This window comes from Acinetobacter sp. YH12076 (assembly GCF_013419525.1).
Classification (GTDB): Bacteria; Pseudomonadota; Gammaproteobacteria; order Pseudomonadales; family Moraxellaceae; genus Acinetobacter; species Acinetobacter amyesii.
The window spans coordinates 16135-40931 of record NZ_VOZY01000001.1 but is presented as its reverse complement, the minus strand read 5'-3'; the positions used below and the strand labels follow the sequence as shown (position 1 = coordinate 40931).

The following is a 24797-nucleotide window of genomic DNA, read 5'->3' as shown; positions in this document are numbered from 1 at the left end:
CGTTTTAATTTTATTATTGATGAAGTAGTCAATAAAAAGCCCTCTAGGATCAGAAGGCTTTTTTAAGCTATAAATCTAATGGCTTATTTGCGTACAACCAAAACAGGAATGTCTGAAGCACCCAGTACGCTTTGAGCTACGCTGCCCAAGAAGAATTTTTTGATCCCAGTACGGCCATGTGAACCAATGATAATCAAGTCCGCATGTGTTTCTTCTGCAGCTTTAACCAGTTCTGTATGCACCACTTGACCTTCAAGTAAGCGAGTTTCAACAGTGACACCTTCAGTTGAAAATTTCGCTTTTGCTTCTTCAAGTGTATTTAAAATCGATGCACGAGCACGTTCAATTAAATCATTGGTTTGTGTTGCTGAAATATACTCTGCAGCAATATATGGATCGAGCGTCAGTACTTGAACCACAGTAATTTTACTGCCAAAAGTTTTTGCAAACTCGACAGCTTTAGCCACCGCAGCATAAGAAGTTTCTGAACCGTCCACTGGAACTAAAATATTATTTAAAGCCATCTTATTTCTCCTTATCTGATCAATTGAATTTGGATGGAAAAACCTGAAAAAAAGCGCTATTTACATTGATCATAGTTTCATCATACGCTTTTTTATTTAGGAATAAAACCAAGTAAATTCATAGGGATATTGTGAAATTCGCAATAAAAATATTGCAAAAATATGGACTTGTTTTCACCATGCTTAGCGATAGCAAAAATGCTCAATAATGTAAGCAGCTATGTCTAGATTGTAAGACAATTTGGTCCTGAAAAAATTGAGCCTAGATGAATTCATCCATCAGTGGACTTGGTTTCAATCACACTGTTTTTCTTGCTCTGTCAGGGTAATATGCAACGCTTGTTGCTCAAGCAAGCTTAATTTATGCAACGCATCTTCAGGGAAGATCTGTTTTTGTAGGCGTTGAATCTGTCGTGCTGATAAATGCTGATTGGCACAATACATTGCAGCTTCATTGGCGCGAGCAACACTGACTAATTTCTCCTGATCATTGAAGTCGAGACGAATGATAGGCTGCTGTGCTCGGCTAAGTTGAGCCATGCTGCGCTTTTGTTGCATGCTCAATAAAGGCTGTTTATTAATCCAAGTCGCCACATCACGTCGCACACCATTATAGTCAACAAAAATAGGTGAGACGATTTGGCAGCCCGTTAAGGTCATGACGGCAAGGCTGAGGGTTAGACAGGTTTTTTTTATCGAACTGAATTGCATGATAAAACTCTAATTTTTAATCAAAAAATATAGTAATTAGGGCTAAAAATAGCATGATTTGCTTAAATAGTAACATCTTGAACTTTGCTTGTTTAAACTCTGAACAATTGCAAACAAAAATGCTTGACGATAATGTGTGAAATCTAGATAATGCCACCACAGTTTACGGCTATGTAGCTCAGTTGGTTAGAGCACCGCACTCATAATGCGGGGGTCACAAGTTCAAGTCTCGTCATAGCCACCATTTTTATAGACCAAGCTCTCAGCTTGGTCTCTTTTTTTGTGCCTAGAAAAAGTCAAATAGATTGAAATAATTACAGCACTAATAAAATGATCTATTTACGATATTTATGTGGAAATAAAAGAGAACTCAAATCTTTAACTGCATTATTTTATGACCTAACTTTTGAAATACACATCTCAATTACTTTTCATATTTACTGCTGTGTTTTTTGCGCCTATAAAAAGCCCAGTTATAGAACTGGGCTTTTTTTAATTTGAATCGAATAATTAGATACCCGGTTTCCAACCATTCACGATTGGGTAGCGTCGTTCACGGCTAAATGCACGTGAGCTGATACGTGGACCAATCGCGCCTTGGCGACGTTTGTATTCGTTTAGATCAACCAAACGGATGACTTTTTTCACGACTTCAGCATTAAAACCTTTGGCAATGATGTCATCTTGGCTCATGTCTTCTTCGATATACGCATACAAGATGGCATCCAATACTTCATATTCAGGTAATGAGTCTTGGTCTTTCTGATCTGGGCGAAGTTCCGCAGAAGGTGGACGAGTAATTACACGTTCAGGAATCACCGGTGTTTCTGAAATGCTGTTACGGTATTTTGCAAGTTCAAATACAATCGTTTTATAAACGTCTTTAAGAACCGCAAAGCCACCGACCATATCACCGTACAATGTGCAGTAACCAACAGATAATTCAGACTTGTTCCCCGTAGAAAGGACTAAATTGCCGAACTTGTTCGATAAGGCCATTAACAATGTACCGCGAGAACGCGCTTGTAGGTTTTCTTCAGTCGCATCAGTCGGTGCAGCGCCAAAGAAAGGGAATAAGGTTTGCATAAAGCCATTCACAATTGGATTGATTTCGGCAATACCAAAAGTCACGCCCATATTCTTGGCTTGTTCAGCAGCATCTTCAACACTGATTTGTGCAGTATAAGTATATGGCATCATGACCGCTTGAACTTTATCTGCGCCAATCGCATCGGCAGCAATCGCTAAAGTTAATGCTGAGTCAATACCACCAGATAGACCTAAAATCACGCCAGGGAAGCCTGAACGTTGTACGTAGTCACGGGTTGCGATTACAAGGCTTTGGTAGATTTCAGCCATGGTATTTAATACAGGCGTGATTGCACCTGGTTTAAAGGCTTTTTGTTCAGCATCGTATTCTGCGATATATAGATCTTCAACAAAACTCGGTGCTTGCAATGCAACTTCACCTGAATTGTTCATCACAAAGCTTGTGCCATCAAAGACAAGGTCATCTTGACCGCCCACTTGGTTACAGTAAACCAAATTGATGTTCAATTGTTTGGTCAATGCAGCCATGGTTTCAATGCGATGCTGTGGTTTACCAACTTCATAAGGTGAAGCATTTAAAACCAAAGCAGTTTCAACATTTAACTGAGCAAGCTGTTGAACAGTTGGTAAAGCCCAAACATCTTCACAAATCAACACACCAAACTTATGACCTAAATATTCAAAGACAAGGTGTTGATGACCTTCACTGAAATAACGTTTTTCATCAAAAACGCTATAGTTTGGAAGATTTTGTTTATTGTAAATCCCGAGAACTTGACCATTTTTCATGACAGCAGCAGAGTTATAGCGCTGACCATCTTCAGTTTGATTCACAAAACCAAAGACTAAAACGATGTCCTTAATGCTTGCTAATTGTTCAAAAGCTTGCTGTGTACGTTTATTTAAACTTGGACGTAATAATAAATCTTCAGCAGGATAACCAACTGTAGAAAGTTCAGGAAAAACAATAATATCTGCGTTCTGTTCTTTTGCAGCATTGGCTTGTTGAAGCATTTTTGCTGCGTTTGATTCTAGGTTACCAATATGCGGAGAGAACTGAGCAAGTGCAATTTTAAAACTATTCATTCCAACTAAATCCTATTCCTATAGGTGAATACACTTAACACACTGATTTGTATTATTGTGATTATTCAGCGAGTGTATTTAGATACGAAAAATACTGCCGAAAGGCGAAAACAAAACACCATCATCGTATGATAATTCACTTGTTTTGATGCAAAGCAAAAAAATAAGGTGAACCTATTTTATCTGAATTTAAGCGAGATACTAGAGGTATTCATAGCTTTTAAAAGCCTAGCTGAGCTTATGTGCCATAAAGTAAATATTAATGCTGTTTTTTTGTACTTAAAATAGCGTCAATGGCCGAGCACTAGTGTGAAATAGAATGATCAGGCGATATTCAATTTTATCCATAAATATTCGTCAAAGAGCATGGAAGCTTTACAGCTCAATGTGATGAACAAGTTCTGGATATAAAATAATATTTTTAATTCGCTTTAAATAGATGTCACGAGCAATGTCGCCTTGTTGCTCAATGTTGTAGTCAAAAAATGCTTTGTGTGGTTTGAGGGTATAGCGGTATGGATTATATTTTTTAAAACTGAAGAAATACGCCATCTGTAAAACAGCGCCACGACCCAAAACATTGATCTGCTGCTGGTATTGATAAACATGGGCCATCTCATGAATAAACAGGGCGCGATATCCTAAGGACGCTTTGGCATAGTCCGCTTTAAACAGTAAATTTCGTGCATGGATATACCCCTGAGGCGCCATGACCACATGCGCCGATTGCCAAGGCAAAAAAGGGTGATTCATCACTTTCACTTGCTCATATTGAATCAAATCCCCAAACACACTGCGACACATGGATATTTCACCTGCCGTGAGTGATCGATATTTAAAACCTTCAAGTTTTAACAGTCGGATGAACGTGTGAAAGAAAGGCAACATGATGAAAAGTGTTTATTGTTCCAAAGGGATGTGTAGTTTTACTATAACCTGAAAATACAATATCACGCTGTTGCGCTGTATTTAAAAAGCGATATTTTTGCATCTGCTACAGCGAAACATCGGTTAGGGCGTTACAATTTAGTTTTCGGTCAAACAGATAATCAGATGCAAGCACGGATTAATACTTTAATTTCTGAAATCAGCAAAAATATGTATGAACGTGAGCAGATTATTGCTTTGAGTTTGCTGGCTGGTGTTGCGGGCATGAATACCTTTTTATATGGTTTGCCCGGCACAGCAAAAAGTTTGATTTCACGTCGAATCGCCTCTGCTTTTGAAGTCCATGACTATTTTGAATATTTAATGAATCGTTTCAGTACGCCGGAAGAAATTTTTGGACCGGTATCGATCAAAGCTTTAAAAGAAGATCAATATATTCGTAAAACAGAACATTATTTACCACGAGCAGATTTTGCTTTTTTAGATGAAATTTGGAAAGCCAGTCCAGCGATTTTAAATACTTTACTGACCTTGGTGAATGAGCGGAGTTTCAAAAATGGTGACATTGTCCAAAAAGTTCCATTGAATGTTTTGGTTAGTGCATCGAATGAAATTCCCGAACCAAATCAAGGTCTAGATGCCTTGTATGATCGTTTTATCTTGCGTTTAGAAGTGCCGCCGATTGCTATTGCAGAAAACTTCCATGCACTATTACAGGCCAAACCGAGTCAAGTCAGTGTTGAAGTCGATGCAACTTTAAAAATAACAAAAGCAGAGTTACAAGATTGGCGGGAGCAGATATATCAGGTGGAATTACCCGCTTCGATTTTAAATCTGTTTGATCAACTTAAAACTCGACTCAACCATAACTTTGAAGATCACGTGGTCTATGTCTCTGACCGTCGTTGGCAACGTGTGGCTTATTTAGTCAAAGCCTGTGCATTTTTAAATGATCGTTCATCGGTGATTTTGAGTGATTTATTAATTTTAAAACATTGTTTATGGAATCAGCCTGAAGACATTGGTTTTGTTTCACAGCAGATAGATGAAGTATTGGCTGAAAATGGCTTAAATTATGGGTTGCAGTTCGAACAGCATGTGGCAGAGAAGGATGCACTTGAACAGCGGGTGCTCAATCATTTTTATTATACCGATGATGTCTATGAGAGTTATTTAATTCATGGCACTGACTACTTACGTGCAGTGACCAATCTAGATCGACACTATAAAGATAAAGTGTTGTATCTCGAACTGGATAAAATGGATACGAAAAAGGACTTCTTTGCCTTAGATGATACTGGTGAAGAAGTGCGTGGCATCGTATGTAATTTTAATGGTTCAAGAGTATGTACGTTAAAAGGTGGTTATTACGGCTTAGAAGAAGTGGTGACGCCGTATATAAAACATACCAAAGGTAGTCCACGTAGCTCTCTTTCAGCACAAAGCCAATATGAGCTGTTACACGAAGTTCAACAGCTTAAAGCACTGTTTCAAACAGAATTGGATCTGTTGACGGAACGCTTTAACAGTCAAAAACATCAGTTTAAATCGGTCTTTGTCACTGAACAGGATATTCAACATTTAATTCAATCTATTGAGCAGCAATTGGCACGATATCAGTTGCAATTGCAAGATTGTGAGCGCTTGGAACAGTTATGTCGCAATTAAAACCGACACGACAACAAACCCAATCGGCACTCGATGAATTAAGTTCACAACTTTATGATGAATTAAAACAATCCAGTTTAAAACATTGGTTGGATGATCATAAAGTTGCAAAAAAGCTCGATCAAAAAATTCAGGAATGGGCCTTTCAGGCAAAGTCGAGTTTAGATCAGCAGCATCCCTATGCAGTGGCGCAGCAGCAATTGGAACATTGGCTTGCGATAAAGCATTGGGAACAGGGCGATTTTGTTCAATTCCACACTGAATATGCTGCCTTCATGCAAACCTTGGGGATTCCAGAATTCACTAAAATGTGGCAACAGAGCCAACAGTCGTTGCTGACCGAGCAACAGCGTCAATTACACATTGAGCTATTCAAAGGCAAATGGCAGCGCAAATTGACTGAAGCTATTGCGCATTGGGAGTTTGAGCAGCTCCGTTTACAACGAGATGCCTTTTTAGATGAAATCAAAGATTTTCTCGCGACATTGTCGAAAATGGTCAAGCACCATGACAGTGTCGGGTTTGAAACTGGGATTTTTCTAGACTATTCCAAAGGACAATTAACAGAGCACGATGTACAGAACTTTGAGCAATGGGCGAATTATCTCGAGCAAGATCGGGCGCTTAAACGTCTATGTCAAATGATCGGAAGCGCACAGCCGAATATGCCACGTAAGCGGATTTCTGCTCAGTTAGAACAAGAACCACAGCAGCTTATTCACACCCCGATGGCGCAAGAGGAAATTACTGGAATTAAATTGGCACAAGAAATCAGTATGGCTTTACCTAGCGAGTTGGCGCTATTAGCCGATACAGACTTGCAGGTTTTATTTGATTTGAAATATTTAGAATCTAACCTGATGAGTTTTAATCGACAAGGTCAGCAACAGGGACGGGTGATCGAAGACCCACACCATACACAGCGTCGAGTCGGACAAAAAGGCCCGATGATTGTCTGCTTAGATACCAGTGGCTCAATGAATGGACAACCTGAACTGATTTCCAAAGCGATTTGTCTATATTTATCGATTCGAGCGCTAAAAGAAAAGCGAGCGATGTATTTGGTAAATTTCTCGACCAATTTAACCGCGCTGAATTTACAACATAATAGTGCTTTGGATGATGTCATTCACTTTTTAGGGCAGTCATTTCATGGGGGAACAGATATTATCCCTGCGATGAATCATGCCGTGGACATGCTGAAACAACCGAATTTTGTACATGCCGATGTGGTAGTGATTTCAGACTTTATTATGGGTCAACTGACTGAAGAACTCATGCAAGAGATCACACATTTTAAGCAGCAGGGCAATGGATTCTATGCTGTGGCTATCGGTAATTTTAAACTGGATCATTTAGATGACAGCCTGTTTGATCATCAATGGGTCTATCAATCTGCGACTGGCGAAGTGCAAAAAATCTAATAATCGTCCCTCACAAAAAATACGCCATGACCTTTAATGACAAGCTTTTGAGCCATACAGCATCGATGTTTTAAAGATTGTCTGACAAAGAAAATATTTGAGCATTTTTGCAAATCGAGAGGTCGGTTTTGCTAATGGCCTAGTGATCTATCTCACTTAATTTGATCCTCAATCTATGTGTTTTTACTTCAATCGACATGAAGTCAATGAAGGGGAAACACCCAAATTGAGAGCAAAATCATGAGCGCTTTTCAACCGATAAAAAAAACGTTAGCACGCGTATTTGCAGGCCCTGTCTTTGACCCAACCAAACAGTCTGCCGTTGTTCCTATTCGTCATATGAAATTTGATTTTGAACCAGAAAAAATTGATCCAAAATTTTATATGAATGCAGAATTGGCCAGTGCCTATTTTGCGTCATTGTCTATTTTCTTAACCCGTGGCGAAGATTTGGTGATTGATACTGCTCGATATCATCGCGACTTTATTCAAGATCCTGTATTAAGACAACGTGTCACGTCGTTGATTGGGCAAGAGGCCATTCATTCACGTATGCATGAAGAAATGAATGAAGCATATCGCGCAAGAAATCTGCCTGTGCAATTTTTTAGAAAGTTAGAACACTACGTCTTTGCCTATGGTTTTGAACGTATGCCACAGCCAATGAAGTTATCTTTAATGGCAGCAATTGAGCATTTCACCGCAGTGCTTGCGGAATACATGATGAATCATGAAGAAATCTTTTTTAATTCAATAGATGAAAAGCAGCGCGCTATTTGGATGTGGCATATGTTGGAAGAGTCTGAACACAAAGACATTGCCTATGATGTTTATCAAGAATTATCAGGTAATTATGCTTTACGTATTGCAGGCTTTTTCCCTGCATTAATTACCATTTTGGGTTTGATTTCAATTGGTGCATCGATTGTCCCTTTCTACAGAAAGCCATCAAATTTGATTAGCCTAAGCTACTGGAAAGATGTTCCGCGCAGTTTCCAACTGATTTTTGGTCTAAGAGATGGTGTTTATGGCAGCAGCCTAAGGCATATTTTTGATTATTTACGACCAAGTTTTCACCCAAATGATCATGACACTTCTGCATTTCTTGAATATTACAAAAAGCGTTTGCTGAACCCTGTTGATGGTGTATTAACACCTTATTTTGTCAAAGAATTTACCCCAGCATTAAAACGATAAAAGGACAAAACCATGGGTCTATTTGGAAAAAAGAACAAGCCAAGTGAAAACGCCTATGCGGTGGTCACAGGTGCAGGCAGTGGTATTGGGCGAAGTTTCGCTTTGGAGTTGGCTCGTCGTGGCGGAACAGTGGTCTGTGCCGATATTCATTTAGAGGCAGCACAAGAAACAGTGGATCAAATTCAATCCATGACCTCATCAAATGCTTATGCAGTGCAGTGTGATGTAGGTAAGGCTGAAGAAGTTAAAGCACTGTCAGAGCAAGCTGAGCAGTTGATGGGGCATGCTGTGACCTTGGTAATCAACAATGCAGGCGTCGGGCTGGGTGGTAAATTTGATGAACTGAGTTTAGACGACTGGCAGTGGTGTATGCATGTCAATTTGTGGGGTGTGGTGCATGGCTGCCATTATTTTGTACCCAAGCTGAAACAAAATAAGCAGGGGGGCGCGATTATTAATGTTGCTTCTGCTGCGGCATATACCGCTGCACCGGAAATGACAGCATATAACGTGACGAAGTCGAGTGTGTTGGCATTGTCTGAAACTTTATCGGCAGAGCTCAGATCGGCAAATATCCGTGTGAATGTACTATGCCCAACTTTGGTGCCGACCAATATCATGAAAAATGGACGCTTGCCCAATCGATATTCAGGCTTGGCTGATCAACTGCTGATGAATCATGCATTTACGACGAGCCATGATGTCGTCAATTTGACATTGAATAATTTAGATGCAGGGAAGTTGTATACCATTCCGCAACCTGATGCCAAATTATTTTGGTGGTTAAAGCGTCTATCCCCGCAAACCTATACCCGCTTATTGGGGGTGGGTTATCCCTTATTTAACAACTATATTAAAAAGTCGGGAGCAAAAGCATGAACATGCCGACACAATTACATGACGAAGATGTAAAAGCATTAGATCAAGAGAAAACTCAAACTAAAAAGGCAACAACGCAAACTAATGCGCGTCGTCCTGTAACGTCTTCTGCCAAAGCAAAAAAAGCAGTACAAGATCAATCAGAGTCAGAGCCTAGCCTAGAAAAACCAAGCGTAGAAAATCAAGTGCGTGTCTACGATACCATTGTGATTGGTGCTGGGATATCAGGTTTAGCTGCTGCTCATCAAATGAATGAACGGGGTTATACAGATTATGTGGTTTTAGAAAAAGCCAATCGCGTGGGAGGAACATGGCGCGACAATACCTATCCAGGTTGTGGATGTGATGTTCCTTCGGCGTTGTATTCTTTTTCATTTGCGCCGAGTCATAAATGGAGTCATTTATTTGCCAAGCAACCTGAGATTCTGAACTACTTAGAGGATGTGGCAGAGCAGCATGGGCTTTATCGTAACATTCAGTTCAACTGTGAATTGATTGCAGCGGAATGGAATGAGGAGTTAAAGCAATGGCAATTGGAGACGAGCAAAGGTAAGTATGCGGCGAGAACGGTAATTTTTTCCACTGGGCCGATTACTGAACCTCAAATTCCAAAAATTAAAGGTATTGAAAGCTTTGAAGGTGAAATGTTCCATTCTGCGCGATGGAACCATGCCTATGACTTAAAAGATAAACGTATTGCGGTGATTGGTACGGGGGCATCTGCGATTCAGTTTATTCCTCAGATTCAACCTATTGCCAAAAATGTGGTGGTGTTTCAACGTACCGCACCATGGGTATTGCCAAAAGCAGATTTGCCACTGAATGACCGTGCGAAAGGCATCATTACCCGCTTTCCAATAGTACAAGAAACTTGGCGCAAAAGTGTGGCCGGTATATTAAATGGTATTAATTTAGGACTACGTAATCCTTCGCTTTTAGAGCCTGTGAATTATTTGGGTCGTCAGTTGTTAAAAACACAAATTCAAGATGCTGAATTACGTGAAAAAGTTACACCAAACTTTTCTATTGGTTGTAAGCGTCTTTTATTTGCCAATAACTATTATCCTGCTTTGCAGCAAGCCAATGTCGAACTTGTACCACATGGTTTAGTTGAAATAGAAGGTAATACTGTTATTGCTGCGAATGGTGAACGTCATGAAGTCGATGTCATTATTTGGGGCACAGGTTTTGAAGTTTCTCATCCGCCGATTGGGCAACGTGTAAAAAATGCCAAAGGGGAGTTATTATCAGAACTTTGGAAAAACAGTTCTCCTGAAGCGTTTTTGGGTACCAGTATCGCGCAAGTACCTAATGCCTTCTTGGTGCTCGGGCCAAATATTTTGGTTTATGACTCATTTATTGGGATTGCAGAAGCACAGGTTGGGTATATCGTCGATGCTTTGGTAAAAATGAAACAAGAGAAGATAGAACGGCTTGAAATTAAGCCAAATGTATTGGCCTATCACAATGCAAAAGTACAGACGCATTTACAGACCACAGTCTTTAATAGTGGCGGCTGTAAGAGCTATTACTTAGATGCCAATGGACGTAATTTTGCAGCTTGGCCGTGGTCACTGAAACAGTTAAAGCAGCGTCTAAAACAGGTGGACTTGACAGACTATGAGACGGTTGCTTAGAGAAGGTTGCTTAATAAAAGTTACTTAACTTAATAAGCTAAAATAAAGCATCATCAATATTTAAGCCTTTTGTTTACAGCCTAATTTCTACGTGGAATTAGGCTTTTTTTATGACGCTATCTGATGAAACAGTGTGAGACTTTCTAGAAAATGGCGATTTAAAATACACTCAGCAATAAACAGCATACTTTATAGTTTGTGATGCATCGTTTTATCTAATGATTAAGTTGGAAAATCAGTCAGATGGGTCTTTTTTAAAGTGCAAAATAAATCTAGCTGCATAAAAAAACCGCCCCAAAGGGACGGTTTTTAGATTCGCACAATTCTTTCGAATTAACGACCTTGGATATCGCGTTGAGTTTCGCCAGTGTAAAGCTGACGAGGACGACCGATTTTGTAAGGTGCGCTGTGCATTTCTAACCAGTGGCTAATCCAACCAACAGTACGTGCAAGAGCGAAGATAACAGTAAACATTTCTGTTGGGATACCAATCGCTTTAAGGATGATACCTGAGTAGAAGTCTACGTTAGGGTATAGGTTACGTTTGATGAAGTATTCGTCAGAAAGCGCAATACGTTCAAGTTCCATAGCCAAAGCAAGTTGTGGATCGTTGATACCAAGTGCAGTTAACACTTCGTCACAAGTTTCTTTCATTACTTTCGCACGTGGATCGAAGTTTTTGTAAACTCGGTGACCGAAGCCCATAAGTTTAACTTCTTTAGTTTTCACTTTTTCCATGAACGGAGCAACGTTTTCTACAGTGCCGATTTCGTCAAGCATCTTAAGAACAGCTTCGTTCGCGCCGCCGTGAGCAGGTCCCCATAGAGCCGCGATACCCGCAGCGATACATGCGTATGGGTTAGCGCCAGTAGAACCAGCAAGACGTACTGTAGAAGTAGACGCGTTTTGTTCGTGGTCAGCATGAAGCGTGAAGATACGGTCCATTGCTTTAGCAAGAATAGGGTCAACTTTGTAATCACGGTCTGCAGGAGTAGCAAACATCATGTACAAGAAGTTTTCTGCGTAGCTTAAGTCGTTACGTGGGTAAACGAATGGTTGGCCTACTGTGTATTTGTAAGTCCAAGCAGCTAAAGTAGGAACTTTAGCGATTAAGCGAATAGCAGTGATTTCGCGGTGGTCAATGTTTTCAACATCGAAACCGTTGTGATAGAACGCAGAAAGCGCACCAACAACACCACACATGATCGCCATAGGGTGAGCGTCACGACGGAAACCATTGAAGAAACGGCCAACTTGATCGTGAACCATAGTGTGGTTACGAACTTTAGCATCGAATTCTTGTTTTTGTTCAGCAGTAGGAAGCTCGCCGTTCAAAAGAAGGTAGCAAGTTTCTAAGTAGTCTGCTTTAGTAGCAAGCTGGTCGATTGGGTAGCCACGGTGTAGAAGAACACCTTTACCGCCGTCAATGAAAGTGATTTTAGATTCACAAGCAGCCGTTGAGACAAAACCAGGATCAAAAGTAAAGTGACCTGCGGCCAACACATCTTTAACGTCAATTACATCTGGGCCTAGAGTGCCACTGTAAATTGGTAAGTCAATTTCTTTGCCATCAAGCTGTAAAACGGCTTTTTTGCCAGTTGCTTCAGACATTCAATAGATCTCCTGTCCTGGTGAATGTTTTATCTGACTCAGTACTAATCTTTTAATGCGAGAATCAGACAGATCAAAAATTTGCTCTAAGATTAGAGGGAACTGAAATTTTGTCAATTATACTTATGGATATAAATTGAGGATCATTCCTTGAAATGAAGCACAATTCATCCGCTTAAAAAATGAGTAAAATCACAGTGCCGACGCAGTATAATAAGTCAATTTGCAGGGGAGGTGCAGATTAAAAAAAGCCTATTGCCTTAATTGTAAGCAATTTTTAATTCTTAAAAACTCTGAAACAAATATGAATTACAAGACCGCTATTTCATTAAATTATTATAATTTTCGTAACTTACACACATCTGTGGCTCTAAATTGCTTTTTTCTTATTCATAATTAAAACGACTTAATCGTACTTAAAAAAAAGTTCGTTTGGTTAAAAAATAGTTAATTAAACGCCTTTAAAGGATCAATAAATGAGCATTTTTGTCATTGGAAAGGTAAAAAATGGCGTTTTATTAAACAGATTTGCTGTTGCTAAGATTTTTATGCACAGACTAAGTACTTATTTCGTTTCATGATCTTTGAGTTTTATTATTTGAGAAAATGATGCACATTTATTTTTATGATTATGGCTTGGCGAATGTGTTGGAAGATTTTAAAATGTAGTGGGAAAAGAAAGATTTAGATTTGTTCATCTTTAGTCTAAAAGTTTAAATCGCCATATACACACAAAAACAATAAGTGAGATTTACATTTAACTGATTAAAACCAACAACATAGTATGATTTTCTTAGATAAATAAGGTATTTGTTTTTAGAAAAGTTATTGTTAATGATTCTTATTTAAGGATATTTTGCAAAATTCCTAATTGTCTTCGTTTGTGTTTTGAAAGTTCACGTTTTATAATTCCCTGTCGTTTATAAGATCAGACAGCTGCAGAGTTTATTATATTGTAATGTCTGACTATGCTAGCTTTCCTACGAATTAATTCCAACAAACTCCGGATGGAGTTTTTACTTACAGGATGCCCGCTGTGAAAAGCAACAGACCTGTCAATTTGTCCATGGGTCAAGTTTTAGACGTAAACTTAAAATCCCCTGTGGCTATTGCATCAATTTTACACCGTCTATCAGGTGTTATCGTATTTTTACTCGTACCGGTCCTTCTTTGGATTTTAGACAAATCTTTATCTTCACCTGAAGGTTTTGCGCAAGTTCAAGCTGTGTTTGATAGCTTTATTGTGCGTTTTGTCGTATGGGTATTTGTAGCCGGCTTAATTTATCACCTTATTGGTGGTATCAAGCATCTATTTGCAGATCTTGGCGTTGCTGAAGAACTTCAAAGTGGTCGTATCGCAGCTACTATTTCATTGATCTTGTCTGCAATCGGTATTGTTGCAGCATTTGTATGGATTGTTCTCTAATGAAAAGTGCTACAGGTTTAACAGGATCAGGTTCTCGCGATTGGTTTATCCAGCGTGTAAGTGCCGTTGTATTGGCTGTTTATACTATTGTTGTACTGGGCTGGATCCTTTGCAATAGCGGATTCACTTTTGAGCAATGGTATGGCTTTATGATGACAACACCAATGAAGATTTTATCTTTATTGTCTGTCTTATCTCTTGTTGCGCATGCTTGGATTGGTATGTGGCAAGTATTCACTGACTATGTGACTACTCGTCAAATGGGTCCTTCAGCAAACGGTCTGCGTTTAGTGCTGACTTCTGCAGTGATTGTTGCAGTATTTGCATACGCGATCTGGGCGATCCAGATTTTTTGGGCAAATTGATAGGAAAATATCATGGGCGCTATAACCCCTAAAGAAGATTACACAAATATTCCACACCTAACTTTCGATGCAGTCATCGTTGGTGGTGGTGGTTCAGGTATGCGTGCTTCTTACCAACTTGCTCAAGCTGGTTTGAAAGTTGCTGTACTGACTAAAGTATTCCCAACTCGTTCACACACTGTTGCAGCGCAGGGTGGTATTGGTGCATCTCTTGGTAACATGCAAGAAGATAACTGGCACTACCACTTCTACGATACAGTTAAAGGTTCTGACTGGTTAGGTGACCAAGACGCAATTGAGTTTATGACTCGTGAAGCGCCTCAAGTTGTATATGAGCTTGAACACCTAGGTATGCCATTCGACCGTAATGCTGACGGTACAATTTACCAACGTCCGTTTGGTGGTCATGCTGCGAACTATGGTGAAAAACCAGTTCCACGTGCATGTGCTGCTGCCGACCGTACAGGTCATGCTCTTCTTCATACGCTTTATCAAAGCAACGTGAAAATGGGTACTCAATTCTTCGTTGAATGGATCGCACTTGATTTGATCCGTAATGAAGAGGGTGATGTGCTTGGTGTGACAGCTATTGACCAAGAAACAGGTAAAATTGCAGTATTCCAAGGTAAAGCAACATTGTTCGCTACTGGTGGTGCTGGTCGTGTTTACCGTGCATCTACTAACGCTTATATCAACACTGGTGACGGTCTTGGTATGGCAGCTCGTGCAGGGATTCCATTACAAGATATGGAATTCTGGCAATTCCACCCAACAGGTGTTGCGGGCGCAGGCGTATTGTTGACAGAAGGTTGTCGTGGTGAAGGTGCGATCCTTCGTAACGATGCTGGTGAGCCGTTCATGGAACGTTATGCTCCGACACTGAAAGACTTGGCACCTCGTGACTTCGTATCACGTTCAATGGACCAAGAAATTAAAGAAGGTCGTGGCTGTGGTCCTAAGAAAGACTACATCTTGCTTGATATGACGCATCTTGGTGCTGAAACAATCATGAAACGTCTTCCATCTGTATTTGAGATTGGTAAGAAATTCGCGAACGTTGACATCACTAAAGAGCCAATTCCTGTAGTACCTACAATCCATTACCAAATGGGTGGTATTCCTACAAATATTCATGGTCAAGTGGTTGTTCCTGTATCTCGTGAAACTGAAGCTTTGGTTGCGAACTACAATAAAGAAACTGGTGTGTACTCACACAATGCGGGTGACCGTGATTTCACTAAACCAGTGAAAGGTTTCTATGCAATTGGTGAATGTTCATGTGTATCTGTACACGGTGCTAACCGTCTAGGTACAAACTCATTGCTTGACTTGGTTGTATTTGGTAAAGCTGCTGGTGAACATATTGTTGACTATGTAACTAAACACCACGGTGATGAATATGCACCGCTTCCTACAACTGTTCTTGAAAAAACTTTGAATCGTGTTCGTCATCTTGATGAATCAACTTCTGGTGAAAATGCTCAAGAAGTTGCAGATGCAATCCGTGACATCGTTCAAGATCACGCTGGTGTATTCCGTACATCTGCACTTCTTGAAGAGGGTGTGAAACAGATTCTTGCGCTCGAACCACGTGTACGTAACATTCACTTGAAAGACAAATCTAAAGTATTTAACACAGCGCGTGTTGAAGCTCTAGAAGTTGAAAACCTGTATGAAGTTGCGAAAGCGACACTGATTTCTGCGGCTGCACGTAAAGAATGTCGTGGTGCGCATACAGTGGTAGATTTTGAATTACCACCTGATCATGCTGACTACCCATACGGTCGTCGTGATGATGAGTGGATGAAACACACTTTATGGTTCTCTGTAGATAACCGTCTTGAGTACAAACCAGTACGTTACAAGCCTTTATCTGTAGATGCTATTCCGCCTAAACCACGTACATTCTAATTGGGAGAAGTAAGATGAGTAGAGGTACTCGTACATTTAATATCTACCGCTACGATCCTGATAAGGATGCAGCTCCGTACATGCAAACTTTTAAACTAGAGTTGACTGATAAGCATCGTATGTTGCTTGATGCACTTCTAGCATTAAAAGTTCAAGACGAATCATTAACATTCCGTCGTTCATGTCGTGAAGGTATTTGTGGTTCTGATGGTGTAAACATTAATGGTAAAAATGGTTTGGCGTGTCTTTGGAACCTAAACGACTTACCAGAAGTGATCACAATTCGTCCACTTCCAGGTCTTCCAGTAATTAAAGATTTGGTTGTAGATATGAATCAGTTCTACGATCAGTACAATAAAATCCATCCGTTCCTAATCAACAATCAGCCTGCGCCTCCTAAAGAGCGTTTGCAGTCTCCTGAAGAGCGTGAACATTTAGATGGTTTGTACGAATGTATTCTTTGTGCATGTTGTTCAACTTCATGTCCATCATTCTGGTGGAACCCAGACAAGTTCTTGGGTCCTTCAGCATTGTTGAACGCATATCGCTTCATCATTGACTCTCGTGATACAGCAACTCAAGAGCGTTTGGCTCGTCTTGACGACCCATTCTCATTGTTCCGTTGTAAAGGTATCATGAACTGTGTATCTGTATGTCCTAAGGGTCTTAACCCAACTAAAGCAATCGGTCACATCCGTAATATGCTTTTAGATCTAGGTTAATAGATTTGGCAGTAAAAAGAAGCGCACCATTGGGTGCGCTTTTTTTGTCATATATAAAAGTGATGATAGTGAAAGTTATTCGCTGTCATTGCAGAGTGCTATAAATGGATTTCATAGAAACACAGTGAATTAAAAGTATAAAGTGATAGATAAATGGTTATTTATTGATGAAACGCTCGTTCAAGTCTGTCAAAAGGATTAGAAGATGTTATTATGTAACGTAGTAAAAAGAGAGAGGATAGGAATGTCAGCTCTCTTTTGTTTTTGTATATGAGATGAGGTAAAAATCGTACGTAGACTTTTGTCTTAATTGAAAGATCATTTTATATGTAGCACCATATCATAGATGAAAATACGAACAGTGTATTTCGCTAATTTATGAGAGGTATGTGTCAAAAAAATCAATTGAAAATGCTCGAACGTGTTAGCATTTAAAGTATCACTATATGTAAAAAATGACTTTGAATTGGGTACATTTTTTCTACAATTTAAGCGCTGTAGACGGTATATAAATGTTAATAAAGTCGCTTTAGAAAAGATAATTGCGAAAAATTTATTTTTTCTAAGATGATTTGCAAAAATTGCTCGATTTATGTCGGGTATTTCTCAATGAGTAATGATGCCGCTGAGGGCGTTATTGTTCATTAATCACATTGGGTAATCCTAATGTAGTGATAACGCCTCAAGGCTTAAGCCTAATGGGGACTAATGTCATATTACCAATTTGACATTACTAATCATGGGTTCGCTTAAAAAGCATCCTGAAATGTTTTGCAATAGGAAATGGGTCCACAAATGCAAGAAGTTGCTGACGCACTGCGTCTTGACACTGAACTTAGCGCTGACAGTGCAGCGTATATTGAAGAACTTTATGAGCAGTATCTAACGGCTCCAGACTCAGTAGAGGCTGATTGGCGTGAATACTTCGATAAATTCCCGAAAGGTGATCAACCACACAGCAATGTACGTGAGCAATTCCTATTATTAGGCCGTAATTCAAGCCGTGTTCAGCCAGTAGTGCAAAGTGCAGTAAGTTCTGAGCATGAACGCCGTCAAATCGGTGTATTACAGTTGATCGCTGCATACCGTAACCGTGGTCATCAAAACGCAAAATTAGATCCACTTGGTCTTGCAAAACGTGAAATCGTGCCTGATCTAGATCTTGCTGCGCACGGTCTAACTCAGTCTGACTTAGATACTGTATTTAATACAGGTAACCTTGCAATCGGCAAGTCTGAAGCAACACTTGGTGAAATGGTTCAAGCAATGGAAGCAACTTATACTGCTTCGATTGGTGTTGAATACATGCACATTGTTGATACAAAAGAAAAACGTTGGATTCAACAACGCCTTGAAGGTACTCGTGGTCAATTTGGCTACACTGCAGACCAGAAAAAACACATTCTTGAACGTCTAACTGCAGCTGAAGGCCTAGAAAAATATCTTGGTAACAAATTCGTTGGTGCGAAACGTTTCGGTGTTGAGGGTGGTGAATCTTTCATTCCTATGGTGAATGAACTTATTCAACGCGCAGGTTCAGTAGGCTGTAAAGAAGTGGTTATCGGTATGCCTCACCGTGGCCGTTTAAACCTTCTTGTAAACATCATGGGTAAAAACCCAGCTGATCTATTTGGTGAGTTTGAAGGTAAATCTCTGCATAAAAAAGGCTCTGGTGACGTTAAATACCACCAAGGTTTCTCTTCAAACGTAATGACTCCGGGTGGCGAAGTTCATTTGGCATTAGCGTTTAACCCATCACACTTAGAAATCGTTGGACCTGTAGTAGAAGGTTCTGTACGCGCACGTCAAGTACGTCGTAAAGATATCGGTGGTGATGATGTATTACCAATCATCGTTCACGGTGATGCTGCATTTGCAGGTCAAGGTGTAAACCAAGAAACCTTCCAAATGTCACAAACTCGCGGTTATACCGTGGGTGGTACAGTTCATATCGTTGTAAACAACCAAGTTGGTTTCACAACGTCTGACCCACGTGATGCGCGTTCTACAGAATACTGTACTGACATCGCGAAAATGATCCAAGCACCGATCTTCCATGTGAACGGTGATGATCCTGAATCTGTATTATTTGTTTCTCAATTGGCACACGATTTCCGTCATACATTCCGTAAAGACGTTGTAATCGATATGTTCTGCTACCGTCGTCGTGGTCATAACGAAGCCGACGAGCCAGCTGCAACTCAGCCAATGATGTATCAAATCATCAATAAAAAAGCGACTACACGTACGCTTTATGCTGACAAGCTTGTACAAGAAGGTGTTATTGATCGCGCTTCTGCTGATGCAATGGTTGAACAGTATCGTTCTGACCTTGAAGCAGGTAAACACGTTGCAAATGCGTTGGTACTTGAGCCAAATACAAAAATGTTTGTGGACTGGAAACCTTACCTAGGCCACGAATACACAGACAAATGGGATACCACTTTCCCAATCGAACGTCTAAAAGAGCTTGGTGCGAAAATGCGCGAGCTTCCAGAAGGCTTCGTGATGCAACGTCAGGTTGCTAAAGTGATTGATGACCGTCTGAAAATGCAGACTGGTGAAATGCCATTGAACTGGGGTGCTGCTGAAACATTAGCTTACGCGTCTCTTCTAGATGAAGGTTTCCTTGTTCGTTTAACAGGTGAAGACGTTGGTCGTGGTACATTCTCACACCGTCATGCAAAACTTCATAACCAAGTAGATGGTTCAACTTACATTCCATTATGTAACTTGAAAGAAAACCAACCACGTACAGCTATTTATGACTCATTATTGTCAGAAATGGCGGTTCTTGCATTCGAATACGGTTATGCAACGACTCTTCCGAAGAGCCTTGTCATTTGGGAAGCGCAATTTGGTGACTTCGCAAACTGTGCACAGGTTGTAATCGATCAGTTCATCGCGTCTGGCGAAACTAAGTGGGAACGTGTATGCGGTCTGACTATGCTTCTTCCACACGGCTTTGAAGGTCAAGGTCCTGAGCATTCATCAGCTCGTTTAGAGCGTTTCTTACAGCTATGTGCTGAAGAAAACATGCAAGTGATCACACCGACTACACCAGCGCAGATTTACCATGCGATGCGTCGTCAAGCACTTCGTCCAATCCGTAAACCAATGATCGTGACTTCACCGAAGTCTCTTCTTCGTCACAAACTTGCAACGTCTACTTTAGAAGAACTTGCAAATGGTTCATTCCAAACTGTGATCGATGAAATTGACAATATCAACAAGTCAGACGTAACTCGTCTAGTGCTTTGTGGTGGTAAGGTTTACTACGACTTACTTGAAAAACGTCGTGAAAAAGAATTGAACAACACAGCAATCGTTCGTATTGAACAATTGTATCCGTATCCAGAAGCACGTCTTGCTGAAGTTCTGGCACAATATCCAAACATTAAAGAATTGGTTTGGGCTCAAGAAGAACCGAAGAACCAAGGTGCATGGTTATTCATCGCTCCGCGTCTTTATGACGACGTGATGAAAGCGGGCAAACAAGTTCGTATTAGTTATGCAGGTCGTGAAGCTTCTGCTGCACCGGCTTGTGGTTCACCATATTTGCACGCAAAACAACAAGCTCAGCTCGTAAATGATGCTTTAGCTATCGTAGCTGAATAACAGGAGATTCTTAATAATGGCAACCGAAATTAAAGCACCGGTATTCCCAGAGTCAGTTGCTGACGGTACAGTTGCAACTTGGCACAAACAACCAGGTGAAGCAGTATCACGTGACGAAGTGATTTGTGATATTGAAACAGATAAAGTTGTTTTAGAAGTTGTAGCTCCTGCTGACGGTACGATTTCTGCAATCGTTAAAAACGAAGGCGATACAGTTTTATCGAACGAAGTGATTGCGACTTTTGAAGAAGGTGCTGCTTCTGGCGCTGCTCAAACTCAAGCTGTTCAATCAGAAGAGAAAGTAGAACAAGCTGCTGCGCAAACTCAAGCGGGCGCTGCTCCTGTTGTTGAACGTGCTCAACCTGTTGCTGATCAAGCTCCTGCAGTGCGTAAAGCATTGACTGAGTCTGGCATTGCTGCTGCTGACGTTGCTGGCACTGGCCGTGGCGGTCGCATCACTAAAGAAGATGTTGCAAACCATCAAGCTAAACCAGCTGCTCCTGCTGCTGCGCCATTAAGCGTTGCTGTTGGTGAACGTATCGAAAAACGTGTTCCTATGACTCGTCTTCGTAAGCGTGTTGCTGAACGTTTACTTGCTGCAACTCAAGAAACTGCAATGTTGACTACGTTCAACGAAGTAAACATGAAACCAATCATGGAAATGCGTGCGCAATACAAAGATGCTTTTGAAAAGCGCCATGGTGCACGTCTAGGCTTCATGTCATTCTTCGTAAAAGCAGCGACTGAAGCGCTTAAACGCTACCCAGCTGTAAACGCTTCGATTGATGGCGACGATATCGTATATCACGGTTTCTATGACATCGGTGTAGCTGTGTCTTCTGATCGTGGTCTTGTTGTACCTGTACTTCGTGACACAGACCGTATGAACTATGCTGAAGTTGAAAACGGCATTCGTGCATACGCTGGTAAAGCGCGTGAAGGTAAACTTGCAATTGAAGATATGACTGGCGGTACGTTCACAATTACTAACGGTGGTACTTTCGGTTCACTTCTTTCTACTCCGATTTTAAACACACCACAAACTGCAATCTTGGGTATGCATAAAATCCAAGAGCGTCCAATGGCGGTGAATGGTCAAGTAGAAATCTTGCCAATGATGTACTTAGCGCTTTCTTATGACCACCGTCTAATCGATGGTAAAGAAGCAGTAGGCTTCCTTGTAACAATCAAAGAATTGTTAGAAGAACCAGCTAAGCTAATCCTTGATCTTTAATACTTCAGAATAATGCAATGGGCTTAGAGCGATCCTCTAAGCCCATTTTTGGAGATACACATGTCTCAATTTGATTTAGTTGTTATTGGTGGCGGTCCTGGTGGTTATGAAGCTGCTATCCGCGCTGCTCAATTAGGCTTTAAAGTAGCTTGTATTGAAAAACGTATTCATAAAGGTAAACCATCTTTAGGTGGTACTTGCTTAAACGTGGGTTGTATCCCATCTAAAGCATTACTTGATTCATCTCATCGCTATGAAGATACCGTTCATCACTTAGATGACCACGGTATTACGACTGGTGAAGTGAAATTTGATCTTGCAAAATTACTTGATCGTAAAGACAAAATTGTTAACCAATTGACGATGGGTATTGATGGCCTACTTAAAGGCAATGGTATCGAATGGTTAAAAGGTACAGGTAAATTACTTGCAGGTAAGAAAGTTGAGTTTGTATCTCACGAAGGTGAAACTCAAATTTTAGAACCTAAATATGTAATCCTTGCATCGGGTTCTGTGCCGGTAAATATTCCAGTTGCACCTGTAGATCAAGACATTATTGTTGACTCTACTGGCGCGCTTGAGTTCCCAGAAGTGCCTAAACGTCTTGGCGTAATCGGCGCGGGTGTAATTGGTCTAGAACTTGGTTCTGTTTGGCGTCGTCTAGGTGCTGAAGTTGTTGTATTTGAAGCAATGGACGCATTCTTACCAATGGCTGATAAGGCTTTGGCAAAAGACTACCAAAAAGTATTGACTAAACAAGGTCTTGATATCCGTGTAGGTGCGAAAGTATCAGGCACTGAAATTAACGGTCGTGAAGTGACTGTTAAATATACCCAAGGTGGCGAAGACAAAACTCAAACTTTCGATAAATTGATCGTTTGTGTGGGCCGTAAAGCATATGCAGAAGGTTTATTGGCTGAAGATTCAGGCATTAAACTCACTGAGCGCGGTCTAGTTGAAGTAAACGATTGGTGTGCAACTTCAGTTGAAGGTGTATACGCAATTGGTGACTTGGTACGTGGTCCAATGCTTGCACATAAAGCAATGGAAGAAGGCGTAATGGCTGTTGAGCGTATCCACGGTCATGCAGCTCAAGTGAACTATGACACTATTATCTCTGTAATTTACACACACCCAGAAGCGGCGTGGGTTGGTTTAACAGAAGAGCAAGCGAAAGAAAAAGGCCACGAAGTTAAAACAGGTCAATTTGGTTTCGCTGCAAATGGTCGTGCAATGGCTGCTGGTGAAAACGCAGGCTTTGTTAAGTTTGTTGCTGATGCGAAGACTGATCGTCTACTCGGTATGCACGTGATTGGACCTGCTGCGTCTGACATCGTACACCAAGGCATGATCGCACTTGAGTTCGTATCAAGTGTTGAAGACCTACAGTTAATGACTTTCGGTCACCCGACATTCTCTGAAGTCGTTCACGAAGCTGCACTTGCAGTCGATGGACGTGCAATTCACGCGATTCAGCGTAAACGTAAATAAGATGTAAAAAGAGCGGCTTAGGCCGCTCTTTTTTGTTTCAGATGGTTGTTTTAATTTGAATAATCATCTAAAAATAAAGATAAGAAATATTTTAAGATTTAAAAAGGTTAAAGCTGCTTTGACGGATGTCTGGGCTTTAATGGGTCATAACAAAGCGAAGAAAGAGTAAAAGGTTGTTCAATGAATCTACACGAATATCAAGCTAAAGCGTTATTAAAAAAATATGGTATGCCAGTCCAAGAAGGCGTATTTGTAACTACCGCAGAAGAAGCAGTCAAAGCTTTTGAGCAACTGGGTGGTAAGTTTGCGGTACTCAAAGCCCAAGTGCATGCAGGTGGTCGTGGTAAAGCAGGCGGTGTTAAAGTCGTAAAATCTGCACAAGAAGCCACTGATTATGTGAACCAAATGGTCGGCTCACGCTTAGTCACTTATCAAACAGATGCATTAGGTCAACCCGTCAGTGGTATTTTGGTATCTGAAGATGTTTATCCAGTAGAGCGTGAATTGTACCTAGGTGCTGTAGTTGACCGTTCTAGCCGTCGTGTGACCTTTATGGCATCGACTGAAGGCGGTGTTGAAATTGAGAAAGTTGCAGAAGAAACGCCTGAAAAAATTATTAAAGTTGAAGTAGATCCTCTAGTGGGATTGTTACCATTCCAAGCACGTGAAGTGGCGTTTGCTTTAAACCTAAAAGATGGTCAAGTGAATCAATTTGTCAAAATCATGTCTGCGGCTTATCAAGCATTCATTGAAAATGATTTTGCTTTATTTGAAATTAACCCGTTATCCGTACGTGAAAATGGCGAGATTTTATGTGTGGATGCAAAAATTGGTATCGACTCAAATGCTTTATATCGCTTACCAGAAATCGCAGCACTACGCGATAAAACGCAAGAAAATGAGCGTGAGCTGAAAGCCTCTGAGTTTGATCTGAACTATGTTGCCTTAGAAGGCAATATTGGCTGTATGGTGAATGGTGCTGGTCTAGCGATGGCAACCATGGACATCATCAAGCTATATGGTGGTCAACCTGCAAACTTCCTAGATGTAGGAGGCGGCGCGACCAAAGAACGCGTAATTGAAGCCTTTAAAATCATTTTGGCGGATAGTTCTGTGCAGGGTGTATTAATTAATATTTTTGGCGGAATTGTACGTTGTGACATGATTGCTGAAGCAATTATTGCAGCGGTTCAAGAAGTAAATGTGACTGTACCTGTGGTTGTTCGTCTAGAAGGGAACAATGCAGAGTTGGGTGCAAAATTACTTGATGAATCAGGTTTGAAATTGATTTCTGCAAATGGCTTGGCTGATGCTGCAGAAAAAATTGTTGCTGCGGTAAAAGGCTAAGGGAGTAG

The 24797-nt window shown here is 40.6% G+C and carries 18 protein-coding genes and 1 tRNA gene; 14 read left to right on the top strand and 5 right to left on the bottom strand.

Going from position 1 to position 24797, the window contains the following annotated elements; translation table 11 throughout:
- Nucleotides 1–83 precede the first annotated feature (83 nt).
- On the bottom strand, nt 84–524 hold the full coding sequence (locus tag FTU22_RS00160) for a universal stress protein (protein ID WP_078193002.1): 441 nt from the start codon (nt 522–524) through the stop codon (nt 84–86).
- Between the two features lie 294 nt (nt 525–818).
- Nucleotides 819–1235 (bottom strand): hypothetical protein, encoded by a 417-nt coding sequence (locus FTU22_RS00155; protein WP_218954988.1) that lies wholly within the window; start codon nt 1233–1235, stop codon nt 819–821.
- A gap of 167 nt (nt 1236–1402) precedes the next feature.
- Between FTU22_RS00155 and FTU22_RS00150 the strand changes: the two genes are divergently transcribed.
- A tRNA-Met gene (locus FTU22_RS00150) sits at nt 1403–1479 on the top strand.
- A 266-nt stretch (nt 1480–1745) separates the two neighbouring features.
- Here the strand turns inward: FTU22_RS00150 and FTU22_RS00145 are convergent.
- Together FTU22_RS00145 and FTU22_RS00140 are read right to left on the bottom strand one after the other, a co-directional pair.
- Nucleotides 1746–3371, bottom strand: coding sequence for an NAD+ synthase (locus FTU22_RS00145; protein ID WP_180092185.1), 1626 nt, complete (start codon nt 3369–3371; stop codon nt 1746–1748).
- A gap of 375 nt (nt 3372–3746) precedes the next feature.
- The gene (locus FTU22_RS00140) at nt 3747–4259 is read right to left on the bottom strand and encodes a hypothetical protein (RefSeq protein WP_180092183.1); all 513 of its coding nucleotides are present in this window, start codon (nt 4257–4259) and stop codon (nt 3747–3749) included.
- A gap of 165 nt (nt 4260–4424) precedes the next feature.
- Here FTU22_RS00140 and FTU22_RS00135 point away from each other — a divergent pair, with 165 nt between their 5' ends.
- The 5 genes from FTU22_RS00135 (at nt 4425) to FTU22_RS00115 (ending at nt 11064) form a co-directional block, all read left to right on the top strand.
- Nucleotides 4425–5927 carry an AAA family ATPase gene (locus FTU22_RS00135; RefSeq protein ID WP_180092180.1) on the top strand — a complete coding sequence of 501 codons (1503 nt, stop codon included), beginning with the start codon at nt 4425–4427 and terminating at the stop codon, nt 5925–5927.
- Nucleotides 5915–7351, top strand: a complete 1437-nt coding sequence (locus tag FTU22_RS00130) for a VWA domain-containing protein (protein ID WP_180092177.1) — start codon at nt 5915–5917, stop codon at nt 7349–7351. The genes FTU22_RS00135 and FTU22_RS00130 overlap by 13 nt, the downstream gene beginning before the upstream one ends.
- Nucleotides 7352–7591: 240 nt before the next feature.
- The gene (locus FTU22_RS00125; protein WP_180092174.1) at nt 7592–8548 is read left to right on the top strand and encodes a metal-dependent hydrolase; all 957 of its coding nucleotides are present in this window, start codon (nt 7592–7594) and stop codon (nt 8546–8548) included.
- 12 nt (nt 8549–8560) lie between these two features.
- Complete coding sequence (locus tag FTU22_RS00120) at nt 8561–9427, top strand: SDR family NAD(P)-dependent oxidoreductase (protein WP_180092171.1); 867 nt, start codon at nt 8561–8563, stop codon at nt 9425–9427.
- Nucleotides 9424–11064: an NAD(P)/FAD-dependent oxidoreductase gene (locus FTU22_RS00115; RefSeq protein ID WP_180092168.1), complete on the top strand. Its 1641-nt coding sequence runs from the start codon at nt 9424–9426 to the stop codon at nt 11062–11064. Before FTU22_RS00120 ends, FTU22_RS00115 begins: the two co-directional genes overlap by 4 nt.
- Nucleotides 11065–11397: 333 nt before the next feature.
- Here the strand turns inward: FTU22_RS00115 and gltA are convergent, their stop codons facing one another.
- Nucleotides 11398–12675, bottom strand: coding sequence for a citrate synthase (gene gltA / locus FTU22_RS00110; RefSeq protein ID WP_078189909.1), 1278 nt, complete (start codon nt 12673–12675; stop codon nt 11398–11400).
- Nucleotides 12676–13702: 1027 nt separating this feature from the next.
- Between gltA and sdhC the strand changes: the two genes are divergently transcribed.
- The 8 genes from sdhC to sucC all read left to right on the top strand — a co-directional run bounded on the left by sdhC (nt 13703) and on the right by sucC (nt 24789).
- The gene (gene sdhC / locus FTU22_RS00105; RefSeq protein ID WP_078192993.1) at nt 13703–14101 is read left to right on the top strand and encodes a succinate dehydrogenase, cytochrome b556 subunit; all 399 of its coding nucleotides are present in this window, start codon (nt 13703–13705) and stop codon (nt 14099–14101) included.
- Nucleotides 14101–14466 (top strand): succinate dehydrogenase, hydrophobic membrane anchor protein, encoded by a 366-nt coding sequence (gene sdhD, locus FTU22_RS00100; protein WP_078189907.1) that lies wholly within the window; start codon nt 14101–14103, stop codon nt 14464–14466. The genes sdhC and sdhD overlap by 1 nt, the downstream gene beginning before the upstream one ends.
- Nucleotides 14467–14478: 12 nt before the next feature.
- On the top strand, nt 14479–16377 hold the full coding sequence (gene sdhA / locus FTU22_RS00095; protein ID WP_078192991.1) for a succinate dehydrogenase flavoprotein subunit: 1899 nt from the start codon (nt 14479–14481) through the stop codon (nt 16375–16377).
- A gap of 14 nt (nt 16378–16391) precedes the next feature.
- A complete protein-coding gene (locus FTU22_RS00090) occupies nt 16392–17099 on the top strand; it encodes a succinate dehydrogenase iron-sulfur subunit (protein WP_078189905.1) in 708 nt (235 codons plus the stop codon).
- Nucleotides 17100–17894: 795 nt separating this feature from the next.
- Nucleotides 17895–20717, top strand: a complete 2823-nt coding sequence (locus tag FTU22_RS00085; protein ID WP_180092566.1) for a 2-oxoglutarate dehydrogenase E1 component — start codon at nt 17895–17897, stop codon at nt 20715–20717.
- A 16-nt stretch (nt 20718–20733) separates the two neighbouring features.
- On the top strand, nt 20734–21951 hold the full coding sequence (odhB, locus tag FTU22_RS00080) for a 2-oxoglutarate dehydrogenase complex dihydrolipoyllysine-residue succinyltransferase (RefSeq protein ID WP_180092165.1): 1218 nt from the start codon (nt 20734–20736) through the stop codon (nt 21949–21951).
- Nucleotides 21952–22011: 60 nt separating this feature from the next.
- Entirely contained in the window at nt 22012–23442 is a 1431-nt protein-coding gene (lpdA, locus tag FTU22_RS00075) for a dihydrolipoyl dehydrogenase (protein ID WP_180092162.1), read from the top strand.
- Between the two features lie 180 nt (nt 23443–23622).
- The gene (sucC, locus tag FTU22_RS00070; RefSeq protein ID WP_078192988.1) at nt 23623–24789 is read left to right on the top strand and encodes an ADP-forming succinate--CoA ligase subunit beta; all 1167 of its coding nucleotides are present in this window, start codon (nt 23623–23625) and stop codon (nt 24787–24789) included.
- Nucleotides 24790–24797 lie beyond the last annotated feature (8 nt).

Bases quoted from the DNA above. Each gene is read 5' to 3' on its own strand.
- FTU22_RS00120 (WP_180092171.1), top strand. From the start codon at position 8,561: ATGGGTCTATTTGGAAAAAAGAACAAGCCAAGTGAAAACGCCTATGCG.
- FTU22_RS00085 (WP_180092566.1), top strand. From the start codon at position 17,895: ATGCAAGAAGTTGCTGACGCACTGCGTCTTGACACTGAACTTAGCGCT.
- FTU22_RS00160 (WP_078193002.1), bottom strand. From the start codon at position 524: ATGGCTTTAAATAATATTTTAGTTCCAGTGGACGGTTCAGAAACTTCT.
- gltA (WP_078189909.1), bottom strand. From the start codon at position 12,675: ATGTCTGAAGCAACTGGCAAAAAAGCCGTTTTACAGCTTGATGGCAAA.
- FTU22_RS00155 (WP_218954988.1), bottom strand. From the start codon at position 1,235: ATGCAATTCAGTTCGATAAAAAAAACCTGTCTAACCCTCAGCCTTGCC.
- odhB (WP_180092165.1), top strand. From the start codon at position 20,734: ATGGCAACCGAAATTAAAGCACCGGTATTCCCAGAGTCAGTTGCTGAC.
- FTU22_RS00090 (WP_078189905.1), top strand. From the start codon at position 16,392: ATGAGTAGAGGTACTCGTACATTTAATATCTACCGCTACGATCCTGAT.
- sdhA (WP_078192991.1), top strand. From the start codon at position 14,479: ATGGGCGCTATAACCCCTAAAGAAGATTACACAAATATTCCACACCTA.
- sdhC (WP_078192993.1), top strand. From the start codon at position 13,703: ATGCCCGCTGTGAAAAGCAACAGACCTGTCAATTTGTCCATGGGTCAA.
- FTU22_RS00115 (WP_180092168.1), top strand. From the start codon at position 9,424: ATGAACATGCCGACACAATTACATGACGAAGATGTAAAAGCATTAGAT.
- FTU22_RS00140 (WP_180092183.1), bottom strand. From the start codon at position 4,259: ATGTTGCCTTTCTTTCACACGTTCATCCGACTGTTAAAACTTGAAGGT.
- FTU22_RS00145 (WP_180092185.1), bottom strand. From the start codon at position 3,371: ATGAATAGTTTTAAAATTGCACTTGCTCAGTTCTCTCCGCATATTGGT.
- FTU22_RS00125 (WP_180092174.1), top strand. From the start codon at position 7,592: ATGAGCGCTTTTCAACCGATAAAAAAAACGTTAGCACGCGTATTTGCA.
- FTU22_RS00135 (WP_180092180.1), top strand. From the start codon at position 4,425: ATGCAAGCACGGATTAATACTTTAATTTCTGAAATCAGCAAAAATATG.
- lpdA (WP_180092162.1), top strand. From the start codon at position 22,012: ATGTCTCAATTTGATTTAGTTGTTATTGGTGGCGGTCCTGGTGGTTAT.
- sucC (WP_078192988.1), top strand. From the start codon at position 23,623: ATGAATCTACACGAATATCAAGCTAAAGCGTTATTAAAAAAATATGGT.
- sdhD (WP_078189907.1), top strand. From the start codon at position 14,101: ATGAAAAGTGCTACAGGTTTAACAGGATCAGGTTCTCGCGATTGGTTT.
- FTU22_RS00130 (WP_180092177.1), top strand. From the start codon at position 5,915: ATGTCGCAATTAAAACCGACACGACAACAAACCCAATCGGCACTCGAT.